This window comes from Vibrio sp. 2033, from assembly GCF_033339735.1.
Map to the genome: position 1 here is coordinate 1 of NZ_JAWOVC010000036.1, position 19,177 is coordinate 19,177.

General features: G+C 46.3%; 19 protein-coding genes and 1 tRNA gene. 7 read left to right on the forward strand and 13 right to left on the reverse strand.

What is annotated here, in order from left to right:
• Positions 1-84 precede the first annotated feature (84 nt).
• From frdD to frdA, 4 genes are read right to left on the reverse strand one after another with little or no spacing between them, the layout of a single operon-like run.
• Positions 85-462, reverse strand: coding sequence for a fumarate reductase subunit FrdD (frdD, locus tag R7P74_RS23225; RefSeq protein ID WP_005381493.1), 378 nt, complete (start codon positions 460-462; stop codon positions 85-87).
• A gap of 11 nt (positions 463-473) precedes the next feature.
• A complete protein-coding gene (gene frdC / locus R7P74_RS23230; RefSeq protein ID WP_005381491.1) occupies positions 474-857 on the reverse strand; it encodes a fumarate reductase subunit FrdC in 384 nt (127 codons plus the stop codon).
• Between the two features lie 2 nt (positions 858-859).
• Positions 860-1,618 carry a succinate dehydrogenase/fumarate reductase iron-sulfur subunit gene (locus R7P74_RS23235; protein ID WP_005381489.1) on the reverse strand — a complete coding sequence of 253 codons (759 nt, stop codon included), beginning with the start codon at positions 1,616-1,618 and terminating at the stop codon, positions 860-862.
• The gene (frdA, locus tag R7P74_RS23240) at positions 1,618-3,417 is read right to left on the reverse strand and encodes a fumarate reductase (quinol) flavoprotein subunit (protein WP_318123214.1); all 1,800 of its coding nucleotides are present in this window, start codon (positions 3,415-3,417) and stop codon (positions 1,618-1,620) included. Before frdA ends, R7P74_RS23235 begins: the two co-directional genes overlap by 1 nt.
• 435 nt (positions 3,418-3,852) lie before the next feature.
• Here frdA and epmA point away from each other — a divergent pair, with 435 nt between their 5' ends.
• The 4 genes from epmA to R7P74_RS23260 all read left to right on the forward strand — a co-directional run bounded on the left by epmA (position 3,853) and on the right by R7P74_RS23260 (position 6,966).
• The gene (gene epmA / locus R7P74_RS23245; protein WP_239932869.1) at positions 3,853-4,824 is read left to right on the forward strand and encodes an elongation factor P--(R)-beta-lysine ligase; all 972 of its coding nucleotides are present in this window, start codon (positions 3,853-3,855) and stop codon (positions 4,822-4,824) included.
• 9 nt (positions 4,825-4,833) lie between these two features.
• Positions 4,834-5,208: a VanZ family protein gene (locus R7P74_RS23250; protein WP_017635567.1), complete on the forward strand. Its 375-nt coding sequence runs from the start codon at positions 4,834-4,836 to the stop codon at positions 5,206-5,208.
• A gap of 21 nt (positions 5,209-5,229) precedes the next feature.
• Positions 5,230-5,865: a TetR/AcrR family transcriptional regulator gene (locus tag R7P74_RS23255; protein WP_318123215.1), complete on the forward strand. Its 636-nt coding sequence runs from the start codon at positions 5,230-5,232 to the stop codon at positions 5,863-5,865.
• A 144-nt stretch (positions 5,866-6,009) separates the two neighbouring features.
• On the forward strand, positions 6,010-6,966 hold the full coding sequence (locus R7P74_RS23260) for a DHH family phosphoesterase (RefSeq protein ID WP_137282420.1): 957 nt from the start codon (positions 6,010-6,012) through the stop codon (positions 6,964-6,966).
• 73 nt (positions 6,967-7,039) lie between these two features.
• Here the strand turns inward: R7P74_RS23260 and R7P74_RS23265 are convergent, their stop codons facing one another.
• The 5 genes from R7P74_RS23265 to R7P74_RS23285 form a co-directional block, all read right to left on the reverse strand.
• Positions 7,040-8,185, reverse strand: a complete 1,146-nt coding sequence (locus R7P74_RS23265; RefSeq protein ID WP_005381476.1) for a murein hydrolase activator EnvC family protein — start codon at positions 8,183-8,185, stop codon at positions 7,040-7,042.
• Positions 8,186-8,212: 27 nt separating this feature from the next.
• Positions 8,213-9,034, reverse strand: coding sequence for a serine O-acetyltransferase (cysE, locus tag R7P74_RS23270; protein ID WP_005381475.1), 822 nt, complete (start codon positions 9,032-9,034; stop codon positions 8,213-8,215).
• Positions 9,035-9,112: 78 nt separating this feature from the next.
• Positions 9,113-10,150 (reverse strand): NAD(P)H-dependent glycerol-3-phosphate dehydrogenase, encoded by a 1,038-nt coding sequence (gene gpsA, locus R7P74_RS23275; RefSeq protein WP_005381474.1) that lies wholly within the window; start codon positions 10,148-10,150, stop codon positions 9,113-9,115.
• A 195-nt stretch (positions 10,151-10,345) separates the two neighbouring features.
• Positions 10,346-10,810: a protein-export chaperone SecB gene (gene secB / locus R7P74_RS23280; RefSeq protein WP_005386410.1), complete on the reverse strand. Its 465-nt coding sequence runs from the start codon at positions 10,808-10,810 to the stop codon at positions 10,346-10,348.
• 225 nt (positions 10,811-11,035) lie between these two features.
• Positions 11,036-11,470, reverse strand: coding sequence for a rhodanese-like domain-containing protein (locus R7P74_RS23285; RefSeq protein ID WP_005386415.1), 435 nt, complete (start codon positions 11,468-11,470; stop codon positions 11,036-11,038).
• 547 nt (positions 11,471-12,017) lie between these two features.
• Between R7P74_RS23285 and gpmM the strand changes: the two genes are divergently transcribed.
• Positions 12,018-13,550 carry a 2,3-bisphosphoglycerate-independent phosphoglycerate mutase gene (gene gpmM, locus R7P74_RS23290; protein ID WP_137282419.1) on the forward strand — a complete coding sequence of 511 codons (1,533 nt, stop codon included), beginning with the start codon at positions 12,018-12,020 and terminating at the stop codon, positions 13,548-13,550.
• A gap of 82 nt (positions 13,551-13,632) precedes the next feature.
• Here gpmM and R7P74_RS23295 read toward each other — a convergent pair whose 3' ends face one another.
• The 4 genes from R7P74_RS23295 to rsgA form a co-directional block, all read right to left on the reverse strand.
• Positions 13,633-14,520: a DMT family transporter gene (locus R7P74_RS23295; protein ID WP_262634474.1), complete on the reverse strand. Its 888-nt coding sequence runs from the start codon at positions 14,518-14,520 to the stop codon at positions 13,633-13,635.
• Positions 14,521-14,651: 131 nt separating this feature from the next.
• Positions 14,652-16,067 (reverse strand): SLC13 family permease, encoded by a 1,416-nt coding sequence (locus R7P74_RS23300; RefSeq protein WP_005386418.1) that lies wholly within the window; start codon positions 16,065-16,067, stop codon positions 14,652-14,654.
• A gap of 165 nt (positions 16,068-16,232) precedes the next feature.
• Positions 16,233-17,090: an archaetidylserine decarboxylase gene (gene asd, locus R7P74_RS23305; protein WP_318123216.1), complete on the reverse strand. Its 858-nt coding sequence runs from the start codon at positions 17,088-17,090 to the stop codon at positions 16,233-16,235.
• A 116-nt stretch (positions 17,091-17,206) separates the two neighbouring features.
• A complete protein-coding gene (rsgA, locus tag R7P74_RS23310; protein ID WP_005386419.1) occupies positions 17,207-18,271 on the reverse strand; it encodes a small ribosomal subunit biogenesis GTPase RsgA in 1,065 nt (354 codons plus the stop codon).
• A 129-nt stretch (positions 18,272-18,400) separates the two neighbouring features.
• On the opposite strand from rsgA, the gene orn reads away from it, so the two are divergent.
• Positions 18,401-18,946, forward strand: a complete 546-nt coding sequence (gene orn / locus R7P74_RS23315) for an oligoribonuclease (RefSeq protein ID WP_017635574.1) — start codon at positions 18,401-18,403, stop codon at positions 18,944-18,946.
• Between the two features lie 156 nt (positions 18,947-19,102).
• Positions 19,103-19,175: transfer RNA gene (locus tag R7P74_RS23320), tRNA-Gly, on the forward strand.
• Positions 19,176-19,177: the final 2 nt, after the last annotated feature.

The following is a 19,177-nucleotide window of genomic DNA, read 5'->3' on the forward strand; positions in this document are numbered from 1 at the left end:
TTTAAAATACAAAACGCCCGATGAAGTACATCGAGCGTTTTAGTTAAAAAGTGTCAACCCATATCAGGACGGGTCATCAGTCTCTTAAATCATGAAGATAAAGATAACTGCTAGTGCAGTGATGAGGCCTGCAAATGCATAGCATGCAATTTTACCAATCACACCAGTGTGGAATTTAAGGTCGTGCATGCCGTGGTGTACACGGTGCATTGCATGCCACATTGGCAATGCTAGCGTGCCAATGATGAATAGCGCACCGATGATGCTGGTTGCGAAGGCAGAGACACGCTCGTAGCTCATCGCTTCTGCGTCAATCACGCCTAGTGGGACCAAGATACCTAGCACAAGAACGGTGATTGGCGTGATCATCGCGAACCAAGTACCACCTGCGCCAAACAGACCCCACCAGATTGGCTCATCAGAACGTTTTGGTGATGTGTTTACACTATAATTCGGTTTCATTGCTCAGCTCCTTACACCACGATGAGAACGATCAGTGAGATGAACGCAACCGCGGCCCACTGAGTCAATACGATGATCTTCTTGTCCACGGGTTTGCCTTTCAAACGAATTGGCATTACTTGTGGCATCATGCTGAAGAAAGTTTGAGCGTGGAATAGGCTACCGAGTAGTGCAACGATGTTGATTGCGACTACGATTGGGTTCGCCATGAACGCTAACCAACCTTGCCATGCTTCAGGACCTTTCACCAAGCAACCTAAACCGAAAGTTAGGAACAGAGTGAATAGGATTAACGGAAGCACCGTCGCTTCACGTAGCATGTAGAAGCGGTAGAAAGGATGGTTCTTCCACCAAGTGCGTTTTACTTCTCGAACGTAAGGTTTACGATTGCTCATCCTTATGCCTCCACTTTCTTTGGTGAACCATCAGGTTTCAACATAGCAATCACGAAGTCCATAGAAGACTCCACTTTGCCTTGGTTTACTGCCGCTGCTGGGTCAACGTTCTTCGGACAAACTTCAGAACAGTAACCAACAAACGTACAACCCCAAGCACCGTTTTCACCGTTGATAAGCTTCATGCGCTCATCTTTACCGTTGTCACGGCTGTCTAGGTTGTAGCGGTGGGCTAGCGTTAGTGCAGCAGGACCGATGAACTCTGGGTTAAGACCAAACTGAGGACATGCTGCATAGCACAGACCACAGTTGATACAGCCAGCAAACTGTTTGTATTTCGCCATTTGTTCTGGCGTTTGCAAGTTCGTACCGTCTTCTGGTTTACGATCGTTACCAATGATGTATGGTTTGATTGCTTCTAGGCGCTCGATGAATGGCGTCATATCAACAATCAAGTCTTTCTCGATTGGGAAGTTCGCTAGAGGCTCGATAGTCACGCCGTCTGGGTAGTCACGTAGGAAGCTCTTACAAGCAAGTTTCGGTACGTTGTTCACCATGATGCCGCAAGAACCACAGATCGCCATACGGCAAGACCAACGGTAAGACAGATCTTTGTCTAGGTGGTCTTTGATGTAACCAAGTGCGTCAAGTACAGACATGGTTTCATCGAATGGGACTTCGAATGTTTGCTTGTATGGTTCTGCATCTTTTTCTGGGTCGTAACGCAGGATGTCTACTTTTTGAATGCGATTTGCTGACATTATGCTTGCTCCTCTGCGTTCTTCTCTTCAGCCGCTGCTTTTTCTGCTGCTTCACCGTATAGACGAGCTTTTGGCTGTGACTTAGTGATGGTCACATTGCTGTAATCGATACTTGGTGCTGACTCTGGCTTGTAGAAAGCAAGTGAGTGTTTTAGGAAGTTCACGTCATCACGTTCTGTACAACCGTCGTCTAGACGTTGGTGCGCGCCGCGCGACTCTTTACGTAGAATCGCAGAGTGAACCATCGCTTCTGCGACTTCTAGGCCGTAACCCACTTCGATTGCGTATAGAAGGTCTGTGTTGAACACTTTACCTTTGTCTTTGATGCTGATGCGTTTGTAGCGTTCTTTCAACGCAGTGATTTTGTCGATAGTCGCTTGCATCAAATCTTCTTGGCGGTAGATACCACAGCCCGCTTCCATGGTGTGGCCCATTTCTGTGCGTATTTCTGCCCAGTTTTCGTCGCCTTCTTGGTTCATCAGTTTCGCGATGCGCTCTTCAACGGCTTTGACTTGCGTGTCAATTGCCGCGTCGTTCCAACCTTTGAATTCTACTGCGCGTTTCACTGCATTTTCACCCGCTACGCGGCCAAATACCACGAACTCAGCCAGTGAGTTAGACCCTAGACGGTTTGCACCGTGAAGACCAACAGACGCACATTCACCCACCGCGAATAGGCCTTTAATGCGAGTTTCACAACCGCCGTCCGTTTCAATACCACCCATGGTGTAGTGAACGGTTGGACGAATTGGAATTGGCTCTTTTGCAGGGTCCACGTTTACATAAGCTTTTGCTAGCTCACAGATGAACGGTAGACGTTCTTGTAGGTACACTTCACCAAGGTGGCGAAGGTCTAGGTGCACCACGTCACCCAGTGGGTGTTTGATGGTGTTGCCTTTCTGTTGTTCGTGCCAGAAAGCTTGAGAAACTTTGTCACGAGGACCCAGTTCCATGTATTTGTTCTTCGGTTGGCCAACTGGAGTTTCAGGGCCCATGCCGTAATCTTGTAGGTAACGGTAGCCATTCTTGTTAACGATGATACCGCCTTCACCACGACAACCTTCCGTCATCAGGATACCTGTGCCTGGAAGACCGGTTGGGTGGTATTGAACGAATTCCATATCACGTAGAGGAACGCCGTGACGGTAAGCCATTGCCATACCATCGCCCGTTACGATACCGCCGTTGGTGTTACAGTGGTAAACACGGCCCGCGCCACCTGTTGCTAGAACAACAGATTTTGCTTTGATAGTAACAAGCTCGCCTTCAGACATGTGAATAGCAATCAGACCTTGAACTTCGCCTTCATCAACAAGCAGATCCACCACAAAGTACTCATCAAAACGTTTGATGTTGCTGTACTTCATTGATGTCTGGAATAGCGTATGAAGCATGTGGAAGCCAGTTTTGTCTGCAGCGAACCAAGTACGTTCAACCTTCATACCACCAAAGCGGCGTACGTTGACTTCACCGTTCTCTTTACGACTCCATGGGCAACCCCATTGCTCCATTTGGATCATTTCGCGAGTCGCGTTCTCTACAAAGTATTCAACAACATCCTGTTCACATAGCCAGTCACCACCGCCAACAGTGTCGTTGAAGTGGTTGTCTAAGCTATCTTCATCCTTGATAACTGCTGCTGAGCCACCCTCTGCAGCGACCGTGTGGGAGCGCATTGGATAAACTTTAGAAATCAGAGCGACTTCTAAGTCTGGGTTTGCTTCAGCCGCTGCAATAGCAGTACGAAGACCAGCGCCGCCTGCGCCGATGACTGCGATATCTGTGGTGATAATTTGCACAGTTATCCTCCAGTGTGTGATTGCGGAAATCCGCTTGTTATTGTCATTACGAGGCGCTCCTTAAAAAGAACTCCCCAAAAGTAGTAGGGTTAGTGTAGATGAGCCACATGGCAGAAAAATTGATGTAATTGGGTTTTTGCTTCGGTAATGCACTTAAGGGCATAGAATTTATAGGTTATGTGACTGCTATCACGGCATCGAGGTTTTGGCCCTCAAGCATTAACATTAGGGATGTTAAACCCGTGTTGCGTGACATTAACCGCATGGATAATAGGATTTTAACTGAGTGTTTTTTGTTCTGCGGCACGAGTAATGCTTGCCTCAAATTTGCGAGCACATTAGTAAAAAGAAGAAGGGATATTCCTCTCTTCTTGAAGAGTAAAAAGCATGTAGAATGAGGCTTTCCTCGCTGAATTAAAGTTTGAGAGACTTGTTATGCAAACCAACTGGCAACCTACTGCTTCCATTGACCAACTTCGTCAACGTGCGACGTTAATCGCGTCGATTCGACAATTCTTCGCTGACCGACAGGTGATGGAAGTCGATACGCCAGCCATGAGTCACGCAACCGTGACTGACATCCATTTGCATACTTTCCAAACCGAGTTTGTTGGCCCAGGCTATGCCGATGGCAGTAAGCTGTTTTTTATGACCAGCCCAGAATTCCATATGAAGCGCCTTTTGGCTGCGGGCAGCGGTTGTATTTATCAAATCAACAAAGCATTTCGTAATGAAGAGAATGGTCGCTACCACAACCCTGAATTCACGATGTTGGAGTGGTATCGCGTTGGCTTTGACCATCATAAATTGATGGATGAAATGGATGACCTGTTGCAGCTGGTATTGAAGTGTGGCGCAGCGCAGCGCATGACGTATCAGCAAGCCTTCATTGATGTGTTGGGTGTGTGTCCACTGGAAGGCTCGATGACTGAGCTGAAAGCGGCGGCAAGCAAGCTGGGTTTGAGTGACATTGCTGAGCCAGAAGAAGATCGCGATACGCTGCTGCAACTACTATTTAGCGTGGGAGTAGAAAACAAAATTGGTCAGGACGTGCCGGCTTTTGTGTACGACTTCCCTTCATCACAGGCGGCGCTTGCGAAAATCAATCCTCAAGATCATCGCGTCGCGGATCGTTTTGAAGTGTACTTTAAGGGGATAGAGCTGGCGAACGGATTTCATGAACTGGATAACCCGAAAGAGCAATTAGCGCGCTTTGAACAAGATAACGCAAAGCGTATCGAAATGGGTTTAAAACCACAGCCGATCGATTATCATCTGATCTCTGCACTGGAAGCAGGGTTGCCAGATTGTGCAGGGGTCGCGTTGGGTATCGATCGTTTGATCATGCTGGCGCTAGGCTGTGACCACATTGATCAAGTGACGGCCTTTCCATTTCCAATTGCATAAGGACGTCCAATGAACCTGACGGCTGCACGTTTCGTCATCTTTAGCTACGCCATATTGATCGCTTTTTTATCTCTGAGTTCAGGTGAACTGCAAGACTGGGGCAATATCGCGTATCTCGACAAAATGCAGCACGCTATGGCGTACAGCGGCTTTGCGTTTTTAGGTTGTTTTTGCGTGTGGCGTTGGCGTCAACGTTGGGCGGTGGCGATTAGTATTTTGCTATTCAGCGCCGTTATTGAGTGGTTGCAAGGGTATGTAGGGCGACAAACTTCTTGGTTAGACCTTGTCGCCAACTCAACTGGCATCTTAACTGGTCTGTTATGTTACCGTATTTGGAGCCTCTATCGACCTAGGTTGGTGAAGTCGCTATACTCGATTCGTTAATGAAGAGGGAACACGATAACAATGAAAACGCGCGACAAAATCGTCTACGCGGCACTGGAGTTGTTCAACCAACATGGTGAGCGCAACATCACCACCAATCACATTGCCGATCACATCGAAATTAGCCCTGGTAATCTGTATTACCACTTCCGCAATAAGCAAGAAATCGTTCGCGAGATCTTTGCGCTTTATTCAGCAGAACTTTTAGAAAGATTTACCCCTATTCAAGGTTCGCAAGAGAGCCTGACTATGCTGAAGAGCTACCTAGACTCTATTTTTACCTTGATGTGGAAATACCGCTTTTTCTACGCAAACTTACCAGAAATCTTGTCACGAGATGAACAGCTACACGAACAGTACATCGATGTGCAAGAGAAGCTGCAAGCGAACCTCATTGCTATTATGCAAGAGTTCGTAACGATGAAGCTGTTGAATGTCGATCAACAACAGTTGAAGTCATTGGTATGTACATTGCACTTGATTGCGTGTAGTTGGTTGGCGTATCAATCCGCGATGGCTTCAAAAACCAACATTACCGAGCAAATGGTGAAGCAAGGGATGTTGCAGATGCTTAGTGTCGTTAAGCCATTAGCAACTGAGCAGGGCTTAGAGCAGCTACTGTTATTAGAAGATGCGGTTAGCAATCTACACAGTTAAACGTCAAACTGCTTAATATTTCGAGAGTCACTCTCATTTTCGAGTCGTGGCTCGAGTTGACTTGTCAAATATGCCACGCACAATAGTCCCATACGCTAAAAACCCTTGCAGGGATAAGATTCTCGATAAAGGAACTATCGCCCCATGAATTACGACATTTTTAATGGTGATGCTGATGGCATCATTGCTCTTCTACAATTGCGTTTGGCTGATCCTGTCGATGCCCAGTTAATAACCGGTGTAAAGCGCGACATCAAGCTGGTGGAAAAAGTAGACGTGCAAGCGGGTGATGAGCTGACTGTGTTAGACATTTCGATGGAAAAGAACATGGCAGGTCTAGAGCAAGCTTTGGCTCAAGGCGCGCACGTCTTTTACGCCGATCATCACAAAGCGGGCGACATTCCTCAGCATGGTAATTTGGATGCGCACATCGATCTCGATGCCAACATGTGCACGGCGTTGATTGTCGATAAGTTGCTTGATGGGCGTTTTCATGACTGGGCGATTACGGCGGCTTATGGCGATAACATGATTGCTAAAGCCGATGAGTTAGCGAATAACGCGGGCTTGTTGCAGCAACAGAAAGAGCAGCTAAAAGAGCTGGGTACTTTAATTAACTACAACGGCTACGGATCGAAGGTCGAAGATTTACACTTTCACCCTGCGGAGCTGTACCGAGCTTTGCTGAAGTACACGTCACCATTTGAAGCTATTGAAGATACGGCCTCGCCATACTACCAATTGCAATCGGCTTACCAACAAGACATGGAGGCGGCTCTCGCAGTGCCTGCCATGTATGAGAGTGGTAAGCTGAAGTTGTTTGAGTTACCAAACACGGCGGCATCACGCCGAATCAGTGGTGTTTATGGCAACTGGCTAGCAAACCAAACCCCTGACTCTGCGCATGCGGTACTTACTGAAAATGCAGATGGTACTTATACGGTTTCACTCCGCGCCCCATTAAACAATAAACAAGGTGCCGTTGCCGTGTGTGGTCAGTTCCCGACAGGTGGGGGGCGAGAGGCGGCGGCAGGAATCAACGCGTTAAGCAAAGATGATGTGAATGCTTTTATTGATGCGGTAGAAACCTACTACGCATAGCATTTTCCAAAATATGAATACAAAAAAGGAGCCGAGTGGCTCCTTTTTTATTATAAGTCTATGAGTCAGATAATCAGCGTTTTAACCAAGATTTCGGATTCTGCGCTTCACTATTACGACGAATTTCAAAGTACAGCGATGGTCTGTCTTGACCACCTGTATCACCCGCGAGAGCAATCACTTCGCCGGCGGTGACTCGGTCGCCTTCTTTTTTAGTTAAGGCTTGGTTGTAACCATAGAGGGTCATGTCACCTTTGCCGTGGTCGAGCAGTACCACTAAACCGTATCCGCGCAGATACTCCGCAAATACGACAGTTCCAGGATAAACGGCTTTCACTTGTTGACCATAGTTGGCAGACAGCACCATGCCCTTCCAGTTTACCTGCCCGGTTTGTCGCGTACCAAAGTTGTGTAACACACTGCCTTTGAGTGGCCAAGGCAGCTTACCGCGCTGTTTGCCGAGTCCGTCCATTGGCACCGCATTACGCTTCGCTGCTTTGGCGATCTCTGCTTTTAAACGGGTTTCGTTGCGTTGCAGCTCGGCTAAGTAGCGTTTGTCATTCTTGATACTGCTCTGAATTTTATTCAGGGTTTGCTTACGCTTGGATTGTGTACTCGCTAGCGCTGTACGTTTTTCGGATTGCTGCTTGAGCAGAGTCTCGATTTGCTCTTTTTCTAGCTCGAGTTGGTTTTTGTTGTGCGCTAATTCTTGGGTTATTTTGGTGATCGCATCAATCACTTCAGCACGTGCTTTAGCTAAATGCTGGAAGTATTGGCTCATGCGGTCTTCTTCCACACCTTGATTTAACAAGTGACCATTGGCCTTCGCTCGCTCGGTTACGTAATACGTTTGCAGCAGCTGTTTGAGTTCTTCTTCTTGCTCTTGACGCTGTGCTTCTTGCAAGGCAATTTTCTCTTCTAGGTTTTCTATGTTTTTGTCTGCTTGTGCGAGGTTAGACTTGGTTTGTCGTATTTCACGCTCAAGCTTAGAAATACCAAGCTCTTGATCTTTTAATGATTTCTGTAACTCATTGAGCTGCTTTTCTTGGGAAGAGAGCGATTTGCGCTGACGGCTTATCTCACTGGATACGCCTTTGAGCTCTTGCTGACTCACAGCAGAGGAGGTAATGGGATAAGTGGCAGATAAAGCACAAGTTAATAAAATAGCCGAGCGTAGAACAGGGTGATTTTGTTTTCGCACTTGAGAGTTACCTACCACGTTGTTGTCAAAAAGGTTTGTTGACGATTAAATACCATCTCCATGGATAAAGCTTTGCGACTTGCCGTTAAAGCCTTGATCCATATCGAGAGAGGGTTTGTCCGTTTTTGGACGTCCGACGATTTTTGCAGGCACGCCAGCCACCGTTGTGTGAGGAGGCACGGCTTGCAATACCACAGAGCAAGATCCGATTTTCGCGCCTTCACCGACTTCGATATTGCCAAGAATCTTTGCACCAGCTCCGATCATCACACCCTCGCGAATTTTCGGGTGACGATCACCGCATTCTTTACCAGTACCACCAAGGGTGACATCTTGCAGTATAGACACGTCGTTTTCGACCACGGCAGTTTCACCAATCACGATGCCTGTTGCATGGTCGAGCATGATGCCACTACCAATGCGCGCTGCAGGGTGGATATCGACCTGACATGCTACCGAAATCTGATTTTGTAGGTAAGTCGCAAGAGCGTGACGACCTTGCTTCCACAGCCAGTTTGCTACTCGGTAGCCTTGCAGTGCGTGATAGCCTTTTAGGTACAGCAATGGCATTGAGTACATTGAAACAGCAGGGTCGCGATTGACCGTGGCACAAATATCACAAGCCGCGCCGTCAGTGATGGTTGGATCTGCCGCAAAGGCTTCTTCAACCACTTCACGCACAGCCATCGCTGGCATGGAAGCGGTGTTCAATTTGTTAGCCAGAATATAACTCAGAGCGGCACACAAACTTTCATGCTTGATAATGGTGGCATGATAGAAGCTCGCCAGCATAGGCTCTTGTTCTGACATTTCACGGGCTTCTGAGACAATTTTGTTCCAGACTTTTTGTTTTTCGCAGTGTTTCATTCTCAATATCCAGAGTGGTTCTTCCGTGACCCGACAACTTCAATTTTTCTCAGATGAGCTGCAAAGGGCGGTAGATTGCTACTTTCCTTCGGCTTTTTTGTCACGAGCAAGTAAATCTTGCGCTGCTAAGCGCGCATCTTTTCCTTGATACAATACTTGATAAATTTGATCAACTATCGGCATCTCAACACCCATACGTTGAGAGAGTAGCCATACTTCTTTTGTATTGCGGTAACCCTCAACCACTTGGCCAATTTCTTCTTGAGCCGTATCAACGTCTTTACCTTGGCCTAATGCCAAGCCAAAGCGTCGGTTACGTGATTGGTTATCGGTACATGTCAGGACAAGATCGCCTAAACCTGCCATGCCCATAAAGGTTTCTGGCTGTGCACCCAGCGCAGCACCAAGGCGACTCATTTCAGCCAAGCCACGAGTAATTAATGCAGTACGGGCGTTGGCGCCAAAACCAATACCATCAGACATACCCGCACCAATCGCAATAACGTTTTTCACAGCGCCGCCCAATTGCATACCAATAAAGTCACTATTGGCATATACGCGGAAGGTTTTGCTACAGTGGATTTTTTCTTGTAGATCCGCAACAAATTCAGAATCTGGAGACGCAACTGAAATTGCAGTCGGCATACCCATTGCGAGCTCTTTCGCAAACGTTGGGCCAGACAATACTGCTAGTGAGTAGTTTTCACCGATAATGTCATAAGCGACGTCTTTCAGCAGGCGCCCCGTTTCAGGTTCAAGCCCTTTGGTTGCCCAACAGATGCGAGAGTCTTCGCGCAAGAATGGTTTACAGCTGTTTAGCACGATGCCAAAGACATGGCTTGGAACCACAACCAACAAATCTCGGCTTGCTTGAACGGCTTTTTCTAAATCCGATTCAATGATCAAGCTTTCAGGGAAATCAACACCTGGTAAGAAGGCATGGTTAGCTCGGTCTGCTTCTAGGCGAGCCATGTGCTCTGGCTCGTGTCCCCAAAGGACAACGTTCGCGCCGTTACGAGCGAGTGAAATTGCCAAAGAGGTGCCGTATGAGCCTGCGCCAATCACAGTCATTGCGATGTCTTTACCGTAAGCATTGTTTGTATTTGCTTGTGTCATGCTACCGCCTAATTGTCTTGCTACTAGTAGAATCTAGTTCCTAATCGTCAAATTTTACGCCTTCTGGCGATTAGGAACTAGGAACTTTTGTCAGAAATAAAAAATGCACATTGCATCGGATGGTAGACGCTCTGTGCATTTTATTTGAGTCGGTGACGTCAGCACTGTGGCTATTCGTCACTTATAAAACGTGAATTACGCTTCAGCTTCGCCTTGTTGAGCTTGCTGTTGTAGGTAGTTCATGAATAGCGCGTCAAAGTTTACTGGCGCTAGGTTCAGTTGAGGGAACGTACCTTTAACGACTAGGCTTGAGATAGTTTCACGAGCGTATGGGAATAGGATGTTCGGGCAGAATGCGCCTAGGCAATGTGCAAGTTGACCAGCTTCCATTTGTTCAGCAGTGAAGATACCACCTTGTTGAACTTCACATAGGAACGCAGTCTCTTCTTCGTTCTTCACAGTAACGGTTAGGCGTAGAACAACTTCGTAAACGCCTTCACCAAGCTCACGGCTTTGAGTGTCTAGGTCTAGTTTAACGTCTGGGTTCCACTCTTTCTGGAAAATTACTGGAGAGTTCGGCGCTTCAAAAGAAACGTCTTTTAGGAAGATGCGTTGAATTGCGAAGTTTTGTTGTGCGTCTTGAGGTGCTGCTTCAGCCATTTTTTAATCCTTAAATCAATATTTGTTGAGCCTAGAAACGTCTAAGCTCAGAAAACTGGTATGTCCTGAGACTAACTGAGCCAATCTACCTTGACTAGATGAAGCGTGTATTACGTGCAAAGCGTCACAACTTAGTGCTCCAACTGCTTTCAATTTGCTCAGTTTTTTGTCCGCGAGGCTTGGTAAAAGCGCGTTTAAACGCGAACTTTCGTTCTTGCCACGTTCCTACTTCTTACCGCGAACTAACGGCAGGTTCGCTTCGTTCCACGCAATCAAACCATTTTTTAGTAGGCTCACGTTTTCGAAGCCAGCTTTTACTAGTAGGTTTGCGCTTTCTTGAGCGGTCTGTCCTGTCTTACATACCACAATGATTGGGTCTGATTTGTGGTTTTCAAGGCTACCCAAGTTACCCGCTTTGATGTCTGACGGTAAAATGTGAAGTGAGTCGGTGATATGACCTTTTTTGAACTCGTCTTTGGTACGGATATCCACTACAACGCCGTTTTCACGGTTCATAAGATGAGTCAGTTGGTTTACGTTGATTTCTTTGTATGCGGCTGTCGCTGATTTCACGATGTTCATGATAAAGGCGACAAGAAGACCTACCCAAACCAAAGATAGAATCATGTTCTGTTGGAAAAATTCAATGTACTCTTGCATGTCTTGAGCTCTTACGCTGTTGGCGGAAAAATAAAGCAGGAGTATAGCGAGGTTACGGCTCTTAGGCGAGAGGGTTAAAATTTTCTAACGAATAATTGAGATCTCTATAAACCCGTTATGCCCTTACTATCCGTACATTTCGCTCTGGTAGCTTGATTGCTTTGGCCTATTGGACTTATCGGTTTAAGTGACTTCTGTTTTACTGAGAAAAGAGAACAATAGGTATTAACCCATCTTGTTTGATGTTGCTTTAAATTAGCACTGTTTCAAGTGCAAAAATAAGAATGAGAAGCGTAAGAAAACCGAACTTAGACTGGGGTGTACAAAGCGTATTAGAAATGACTATGCTTGTGGAACACGTTTGTCGGCACTGACTCGTTGTTCGCTTAACTTGTAAGATAGCAACAATAAATCGCAAACATTATTTGATCTTAACCTACAGTTTTGGTTAAAAAGTGTAGTAAAATTACGCTAGTTTTGTTTCAAGGTTAGATAGGGCAGCGAGGCCCTACGCCAAAAGTTACTTAAATTTGATGAGGTCATCACTATGTCAGCTAAGAAGCCATTGGCTCTAGTTATCCTTGACGGTTACGGTTACCGTGAAGACACAGCAAGTAACGCAATTGCGAATGCGAAAACACCAGTAATGGATGCTCTGATTGCGAATAACCCACACACATTAATCTCTGCTTCAGGCATGGATGTTGGCCTTCCTGATGGTCAAATGGGTAACTCTGAAGTTGGTCACACTAACATTGGTGCAGGCCGCGTTGTATACCAAGACCTGACTCGTATCACTAAATCAATTGCTGATGGTGAGTTCGAAGAAACGCCTGCGCTAGTTGAAGCAATCGACTCTGCTGTGAAAGCTGAAAAAGCAGTACACATCATGGGCCTGATGTCTCCAGGCGGTGTTCACTCTCACGAAGACCACATTTACGCAGCAGTTGAAATGGCAGCGGCGCGTGGCGCAGAGAAAATCTACCTACACTGCTTCCTAGACGGCCGTGACACACCACCACGTAGTGCTGAAAACTCACTACAACGTTTCCAAGACCTATTTGCGAAACTAGGTAAAGGCCGCGTTGCTTCTCTAGTAGGTCGTTACTACGCAATGGACCGTGACAACAACTGGGATCGCGTCCAAGTTGCTTACGATCTTCTAACTCAAGCTAAAGCTGAGTTCACAGCAGAAACGGCAGTTGCAGGTCTAGAAGCGGCTTACGCTCGTGAAGAAAACGACGAATTCGTTAAAGCAACAGCTATCAAAGCAGAAGGTCAAGAAGACGCAATCATGCAAGATGGCGATGCGGTTATCTTCATGAACTACCGTGCTGACCGTGCACGTCAAATCACTCGTGCATTCGTTCCTGCATTTGACGGTTTTGAGCGTGCAGCATTCCCAGCAATTAACTTTGTGATGCTGACTCAATACGCGGCTGATATCCCTCTAGCTATCGCATTCCCACCTGCGTCTCTAGAAAACACTTACGGTGAGTGGCTATCTAAACAAGGTCAAACTCAGCTACGTATCTCTGAAACAGAGAAATACGCACACGTGACTTTCTTCTTCAACGGTGGTGTTGAGAACGAATTCGAAGGCGAAGAGCGTCAATTGGTTGCTTCACCAAAAGTTGCAACGTACGACATGCAGCCTGAAATGAGCTCTCCAGAACTAACAGAGAAGATGGTTGCGGCTATCAAGTCTGGTAAGTTCGATACCATCATCTGTAACTACCCGAACGCAGATATGGTTGGTCACACTGGCGTTTATGAAGCGGCTGAGAAAGCAATCGAAGCTCTAGATGAAAGTGTGGGTAAAGTGGTTGAAGCAATCAAAGAAGTTGGCGGTCAACTATTGATCACTGCGGACCACGGTAACGCAGAAATGATGATCGACCCTGAAACTGGCGGCATCCACACTGCTCATACTAACCTACCCGTACCTCTAATCTATGTAGGTGACAAAGCGGTTGAATTCAAAGAAGGCGGTAAACTGTCTGACCTTGCACCAACCATGCTTTCTCTAGCTGGTCTAGAAATCCCAGCAGAAATGACGGGTGAAGTATTAGTTAAATAATTAACTAACAGCTCCGAATGACAAAAGCCCGAGTTTAAACTCGGGCTTTTTTGTATCTGGCAGTAAGGGCTGGTCTGTAAGGTTACTGAACCAAAATGCCCGCACCAATCACAGCTAGGACAGCGCCCAACCATGCAAATCGGTTTGGTCGGCGTTTAGTGTAAATCCAGAGCAGTGGTAGCAACATAATTGGCGTGGTTGAAGATAGAAGTGCAACCATACCTACATTTCCTTCTTGCAGTGCGTATAAGATTAGCGTCATGCCGACGGCCATCGCCAAGAAACCATTAAGCGCAGTAATACCAAATATGCGCCAAGTAATGTGTTGCGTCGAGCGAGCGACTTTGACTCCTAGAATTAACAACATGCTGTGGGCGAAAAAGGCACTGATCATTCGAATAGCAGAAGCCGCAACTGGGTCAATACTGGTTTGCATTACTGGCTTGGCGATGATGCCGCCCAATGCTTGGCACATTGCTGCGGTTAAGCCAAGTCCAATACCCACCCAGATGTTACCTTTAATGTCTTCCAAGACGTTATTCACTTGACCTCTTCGGCCAAAGAATATCGCCATCACCACGCCGCTAAATACCAATGATGCGCCCAGTAGTTCTATTGTGGTCATGACTTCGCTAAATAAGAAGTAGCCCAAGATGGCAGAGAACACGGCGTGGCAAGAGAAGAGTAACCCGGCTTGTCTTGGCCCCATACGATTCAAACACGCGAATAGAGCGGTATCGCCAATAAAAATACCAATCAGTCCTGAGGCCATCATTGGCGTTACATGTTCCCAAGAAACCGTTAACCAGCCGCCAGTTATCCAGGCCATTGTTGATAAGATCACGGCTGTGCAGCCCATACGCCAGCGGCTGTAAGAAAATGCGCCTAGGTGTTGTGCAGGAATGACCGAAATTAGGCTAGAAACTGCCCACAGAAAAGCGGCGCATAAAGCAAGCCATTCGTAACCCATGATGTGTCGACGTCCTTGTAGAGTAGAGGAGTCTTAATATGCACGAAATTTATGGGATGTAAAAGCCGCTCTGTAAGGGCAGTAGCTAGAGAGCACTCCATGACAATACGCTTTTTCATGGAGCTCTTCGATTAAAACAGTACCAAAACTGCGCCATACACGATAAGTAGACCAATCAAACCGAGAATCAGGCCTACTTTCGCCATGTCTTTGCTCTCGATGAGGCCTGTTGAATAAGCCAAAGAGTTTGGTGGTGTGGAAACCGGTAAGATCATGCCAAGTGATGCGGAGAAGGCGACGACAACCAGTAAACCTTGTAGGCCACCAACCGCAATAAGGCTTGGCATGGATGTACCAATAGCGGCAGCAATAGGCATCAATAAGTTTGCCGTTGCGGTATTAGACATAAAGTTCGCCATTAACCAACACACTACTGATAGGGCTAAAACAACGGCAAATGGTGATAGCAGGCTGTAATCAATGGCGTGCGCTAATGCTTCGGCTAAGCCTGTTTTGTCTAAGGCAATACCAATTGCTATACCACCGGCAACCAGCCATAAAACATCCCAGTTAATCAGCTTGAGCTCTTCTTTTCCCATAATGCCCGTTAACGTGAACACTGCTAGTGGGATAATCGCGACAACATATGTATTCATGCCATGCACTTTCGTTGTCATCCAAAGCAAAATGGTTAGTGCAAAAGTGATGTAGACGACGATCGCACGCCAGCTCTTTTTGAATGTACCATCTAGCTTTAGTTTCATTTCTGGTTCGCTAGACGGAAACAGCTTTTGCAACAAGAACCAAGCTACAGTGAGTTGTACCAACACAAAGGGTAGACCCATTGTCATCCACGATAGGAAGTCTATCGCGTTTTCTCCAGTGAGATATTGAAGCGCTATCGCATTAGGTGGCGTGCCTATCGGAGTCGCAATGCCGCCTGTATTCGCTGCAATTGGAATACACAACACCAGTGCTTTAATGCCTAAATCCCCTTTAGGTGCTGAAGCGACGATGGGGCCAAGCAGGGCTAGCATCATCACGGTCGTGGCAGTATTGGACATAAACATTGAAAAAACGGCGGTAATTAACATCAAGCCCAGCATGATGAACTTAGGTTGGGTGCCGAATGGTTTTAATAGAACTCGGGCGAGGTTGTTGTCGAGCTCGTATTTGGAAGCCGCAATCGCAAGAGCAAAACCACCCATAAAAAGAATAATGATCGGTGAAGAGAAGGCCGAGAAAATATCGGTGTAAGCAATTAACTCTCCTAAATCATGCCCCGCTGGTGGATTGCGAAATAGATGCAAACCTTTATCCGATATCATGATCAGTTCAAGAGCGATAATAAGAATGGACGTAGCAAAAACGGGAACCGGCTCGAGAACCCAAAGTAGGGCAGCAAGAAGAAAAATAGCTAACAGGCGATGCTGAATTAAAGTGAGATCGTCAATAGGAATAGCATCGATCGGCATCATCAAAACACCGAGCGGAATTAAAAAGCACACCAGCAATTTCGCCAACGTGTTTACACTCATCTTTGGCATTGGCTGCCCCTCTAAATATTCATTCTAAGCGCAGGATAATTGATTGTGGAATGAGGGTCTTAGAGGCAGGTATGAGTTTGAGAAATAGAGGCTAAATTTCGAACGGAGTTTTGCTTTTTATCAATAAAAAGAGCCCTGAATAAAGGGCTCTTAACGGTGTTTTACTTAATTTTTTAAGGCGTAAGGTGTGCCCATAACGGTTGGCTTACCGTTTTCCATGCTTGCGTCAAACTCAATCGCGTCTTTGGCAAACAGGTTAATAACAGTAGAACCCAGTTTGAAGCGGCCCATCTCTTCGCCTTTTTTCAAGATCACGGCCTTGTCACCCTCTGCTGGGTAATCCCATTTGTAGACAGTGTTTCCACGAGGCGGAGTGATCGTGCCAGCCCATACTTGCTCAATGCTACCAACAATTGTCGCACCAACAAGCACCTGTGCCATTGGACCAAACTCAGTATCGAAGATACACACCACACGCTCGTTACGTGCAAATAGGTTTGGTACGTTTTCTGCTGTCAGAGGGTTTACTGAGAACAGGTCACCTGGTACGTAAATCATTTGGCGCAGAGTGCCGTCACATGGCATGTGTACACGGTGGTAATCGCGCGGAGATAGGTACAATGTCGCAAAAGAACCATCTTTAAATTCGTCAGCTAAATTCGCGTCACCGCCCAGCAATTCTTGTGCTGAGAAGTGATGACCTTTTGCTTGGATAAGTTGACCATCTTCAATAGGGCCAAACTGGCTAACACAAGCGTCGGCTGGATGAGTGATGACGTTTTCGCCTTCAGAAATTGGGCGTGCGCCTTCTTTTAGCTCACGAACGAAAAACTCGTTGAACGTTTTAAAATGCTTAGGATCTGAGTGCTTTGCCTCATCCATATTCACATTGTATTGTTTGATAAACCAACGAATAACTACTGTTGTTAGACCGCCAGCTTTTGCTGAAGCCAGTTTACCCATTAGGCGAGTGAGGCCGTGTTGTGGGATCCAGTACTGCAGTCCAACTTTAAACTTGTCCATCTTTAATTCCGATACTTCTGTTAGATTCGCGCTTTAGGGCGCGTGATGTTACTGAAATTTAATTTGCTTGTCAGTATTAGGTGAAGACTTTTTACACAGTTACAGCCTTAACTCAATTACAGATCGGCTTTTTTATTACGTGAATACTGACGATTTGCTTTGTTTTCAACCATGCTTTCCAAAATGCGATGATAGTTTTCAAAGCGAGTTTCGTTAATTTCCCCGTTCTCGACAGCTTCGCGTAGAAGGCAGCCTGGGTCATCATTGTGTTTACAATCTCGGAACTTGCAACCGCCTAAATATGGTCGAAATTCCACGAATGCTTTTGTTACTTCTTCTGCTTCCAAATGCCAAAGACCAAATTCACGTACTCCAGGTGAGTCGATCAAATCGCCACCCGTTGGAATGTGGTATAAACGTGCAGCCGTCGTGGTGTGTTGGCCCAAGCCAGAGTTCTCAGAGACTTCGCCTTCTTCCACTTCGCTCTCTAGTTCCGGCATTAACGCGTTGACTAAGCTGGATTTCCCTACGCCTGATTGACCAACAAAGATATTAATTCGGTCACGCAGCAGGGTTTCTAGTTCAGCAATGCCTTCTCCAGACTTCTTGCTGACCAGGAGCACTTTATAGCCAATGCGTTCATATTCTTTGAGCCATTCTTCATACATTGCACGATCATCGGCTTCTAGAAGGTCGACTTTATTTAAGACCAACAATGGCGCAATATTCAGTGTTTCTGATGCAACGAGATAGCGGTCAATAATATTTAGCGATAGCTCTGGTAATACCGAAGAGACAATGACCATTTGATCAATATTGGCTGCAACGGGTTTTAGGCCATCGTAATAATCTGGACGAGTGAGCACTGAAGAGCGAGGTTCTACCGCTTCAACAACACCAGAGATGCCCGCCATAGACTCCAATCCTTCGCGCCATAAAACACGATCGCCAGATACTAGAGACTCAATACCACGGCGGAGGTTACAGCGTTGAATTTCGCCTGTTTCAAGGTCTTCAATGTCCGCGTGCTGACCAAAACGAGTGATCACGAGACCTTGCTTGCTGGCGCCTAGCATGTTTTCATCCCACTGGATGGAATCTTCTTGCTTCTTCAAACGCTTTTGTTGGTTGCTACGTACGCGTCGCACCTGACCTTTGGTTAACTTTTTCTTCTTTGCCACAATTCTGTACTTTATGTGAATTTACTCAAATGGTTGAGCCGTACTCTTGGCTCCGTGTATGAGTATCGTGTTTCTCGTATTTTGAGGTATAGTACCTCTTTTATCGATAAACAAATAGGCGGCGTAACCATGTCCTTTAGCGATCAAAACCTAATTTGGGTTGATTTAGAGATGACAGGGCTTGATCCTGAAACGCACAAAATCATCGAAATTGCTTCTATTGTCACGGATAGCGAACTAAATATTTTGGCTGAAGGTCCAGTGTTAGCGATTCATCAGCCGGAAGAAGAACTGGCGAAAATGGACGACTGGTGTACTAATACGCATACTGCAAGCGGTTTGGTGGAGCGCGTTCGAAACAGTCAAATCTCAGAACAAGACGCAGTCGCTCAAACCATTGAATTTTTAGAAAAATGGGTGCCGAAAGGGGCGTCGCCAATATGTGGTAACAGCATTGGGCAGGATCGTCGCTTTTTATACAAGCATATGCCTGAGTTGGAAGAGTTCTTCCATTACCGATATGTTGACGTTAGTACTCTTAAAGAACTAGCACGTCGCTGGCAACCTGAGGTGCTAAATGGGTTCACAAAACAGGGAACACATTTGGCCTTGGACGACATTCGTGAGTCCATCGCAGAACTTAAGTACTATCGAGGTACTATTTTCAAGATTTAACTGTTAAGGTTGCGATCCAAATTGTTGTAATTTATATCGCTTTTGATTGCTTTTTCGTCGTTCAGTAAAAAAATAAAGTTTTTTTGAAGGAAGGACTTGCATCACAAAAAAATGCTCTTATAATTCGCAGCCCTAAACAGCGGAAACGTTGTTGATGCGACACTAGCTCAGTTGGTAGAGCGCAACCTTGCCAAGGTTGAGGTCACGAGTTCGAACCTCGTGTGTCGCTCC

Bases quoted from the DNA above. Each gene is read 5' to 3' on its own strand.
- frdD (WP_005381493.1), bottom strand. From the start codon at position 462: ATGAAACCGAATTATAGTGTAAACACATCACCAAAACGTTCTGATGAG.
- gpsA (WP_005381474.1), bottom strand. From the start codon at position 10,150: ATGACACAAGCAAATACAAACAATGCTTACGGTAAAGACATCGCAATG.
- asd (WP_318123216.1), bottom strand. From the start codon at position 17,090: ATGGACAAGTTTAAAGTTGGACTGCAGTACTGGATCCCACAACACGGC.
- R7P74_RS23285 (WP_005386415.1), bottom strand. From the start codon at position 11,470: ATGCAAGAGTACATTGAATTTTTCCAACAGAACATGATTCTATCTTTG.
- gpmM (WP_137282419.1), top strand. From the start codon at position 12,018: ATGTCAGCTAAGAAGCCATTGGCTCTAGTTATCCTTGACGGTTACGGT.
- R7P74_RS23250 (WP_017635567.1), top strand. From the start codon at position 4,834: ATGAACCTGACGGCTGCACGTTTCGTCATCTTTAGCTACGCCATATTG.
- R7P74_RS23260 (WP_137282420.1), top strand. From the start codon at position 6,010: ATGAATTACGACATTTTTAATGGTGATGCTGATGGCATCATTGCTCTT.
- frdC (WP_005381491.1), bottom strand. From the start codon at position 857: ATGAGCAATCGTAAACCTTACGTTCGAGAAGTAAAACGCACTTGGTGG.
- cysE (WP_005381475.1), bottom strand. From the start codon at position 9,034: ATGAAACACTGCGAAAAACAAAAAGTCTGGAACAAAATTGTCTCAGAA.
- epmA (WP_239932869.1), top strand. From the start codon at position 3,853: ATGCAAACCAACTGGCAACCTACTGCTTCCATTGACCAACTTCGTCAA.
- R7P74_RS23300 (WP_005386418.1), bottom strand. From the start codon at position 16,067: ATGCCAAAGATGAGTGTAAACACGTTGGCGAAATTGCTGGTGTGCTTT.
- orn (WP_017635574.1), top strand. From the start codon at position 18,401: ATGTCCTTTAGCGATCAAAACCTAATTTGGGTTGATTTAGAGATGACA.
- R7P74_RS23295 (WP_262634474.1), bottom strand. From the start codon at position 14,520: ATGGGTTACGAATGGCTTGCTTTATGCGCCGCTTTTCTGTGGGCAGTT.
- R7P74_RS23235 (WP_005381489.1), bottom strand. From the start codon at position 1,618: ATGTCAGCAAATCGCATTCAAAAAGTAGACATCCTGCGTTACGACCCA.
- secB (WP_005386410.1), bottom strand. From the start codon at position 10,810: ATGGCTGAAGCAGCACCTCAAGACGCACAACAAAACTTCGCAATTCAA.
- R7P74_RS23255 (WP_318123215.1), top strand. From the start codon at position 5,230: ATGAAAACGCGCGACAAAATCGTCTACGCGGCACTGGAGTTGTTCAAC.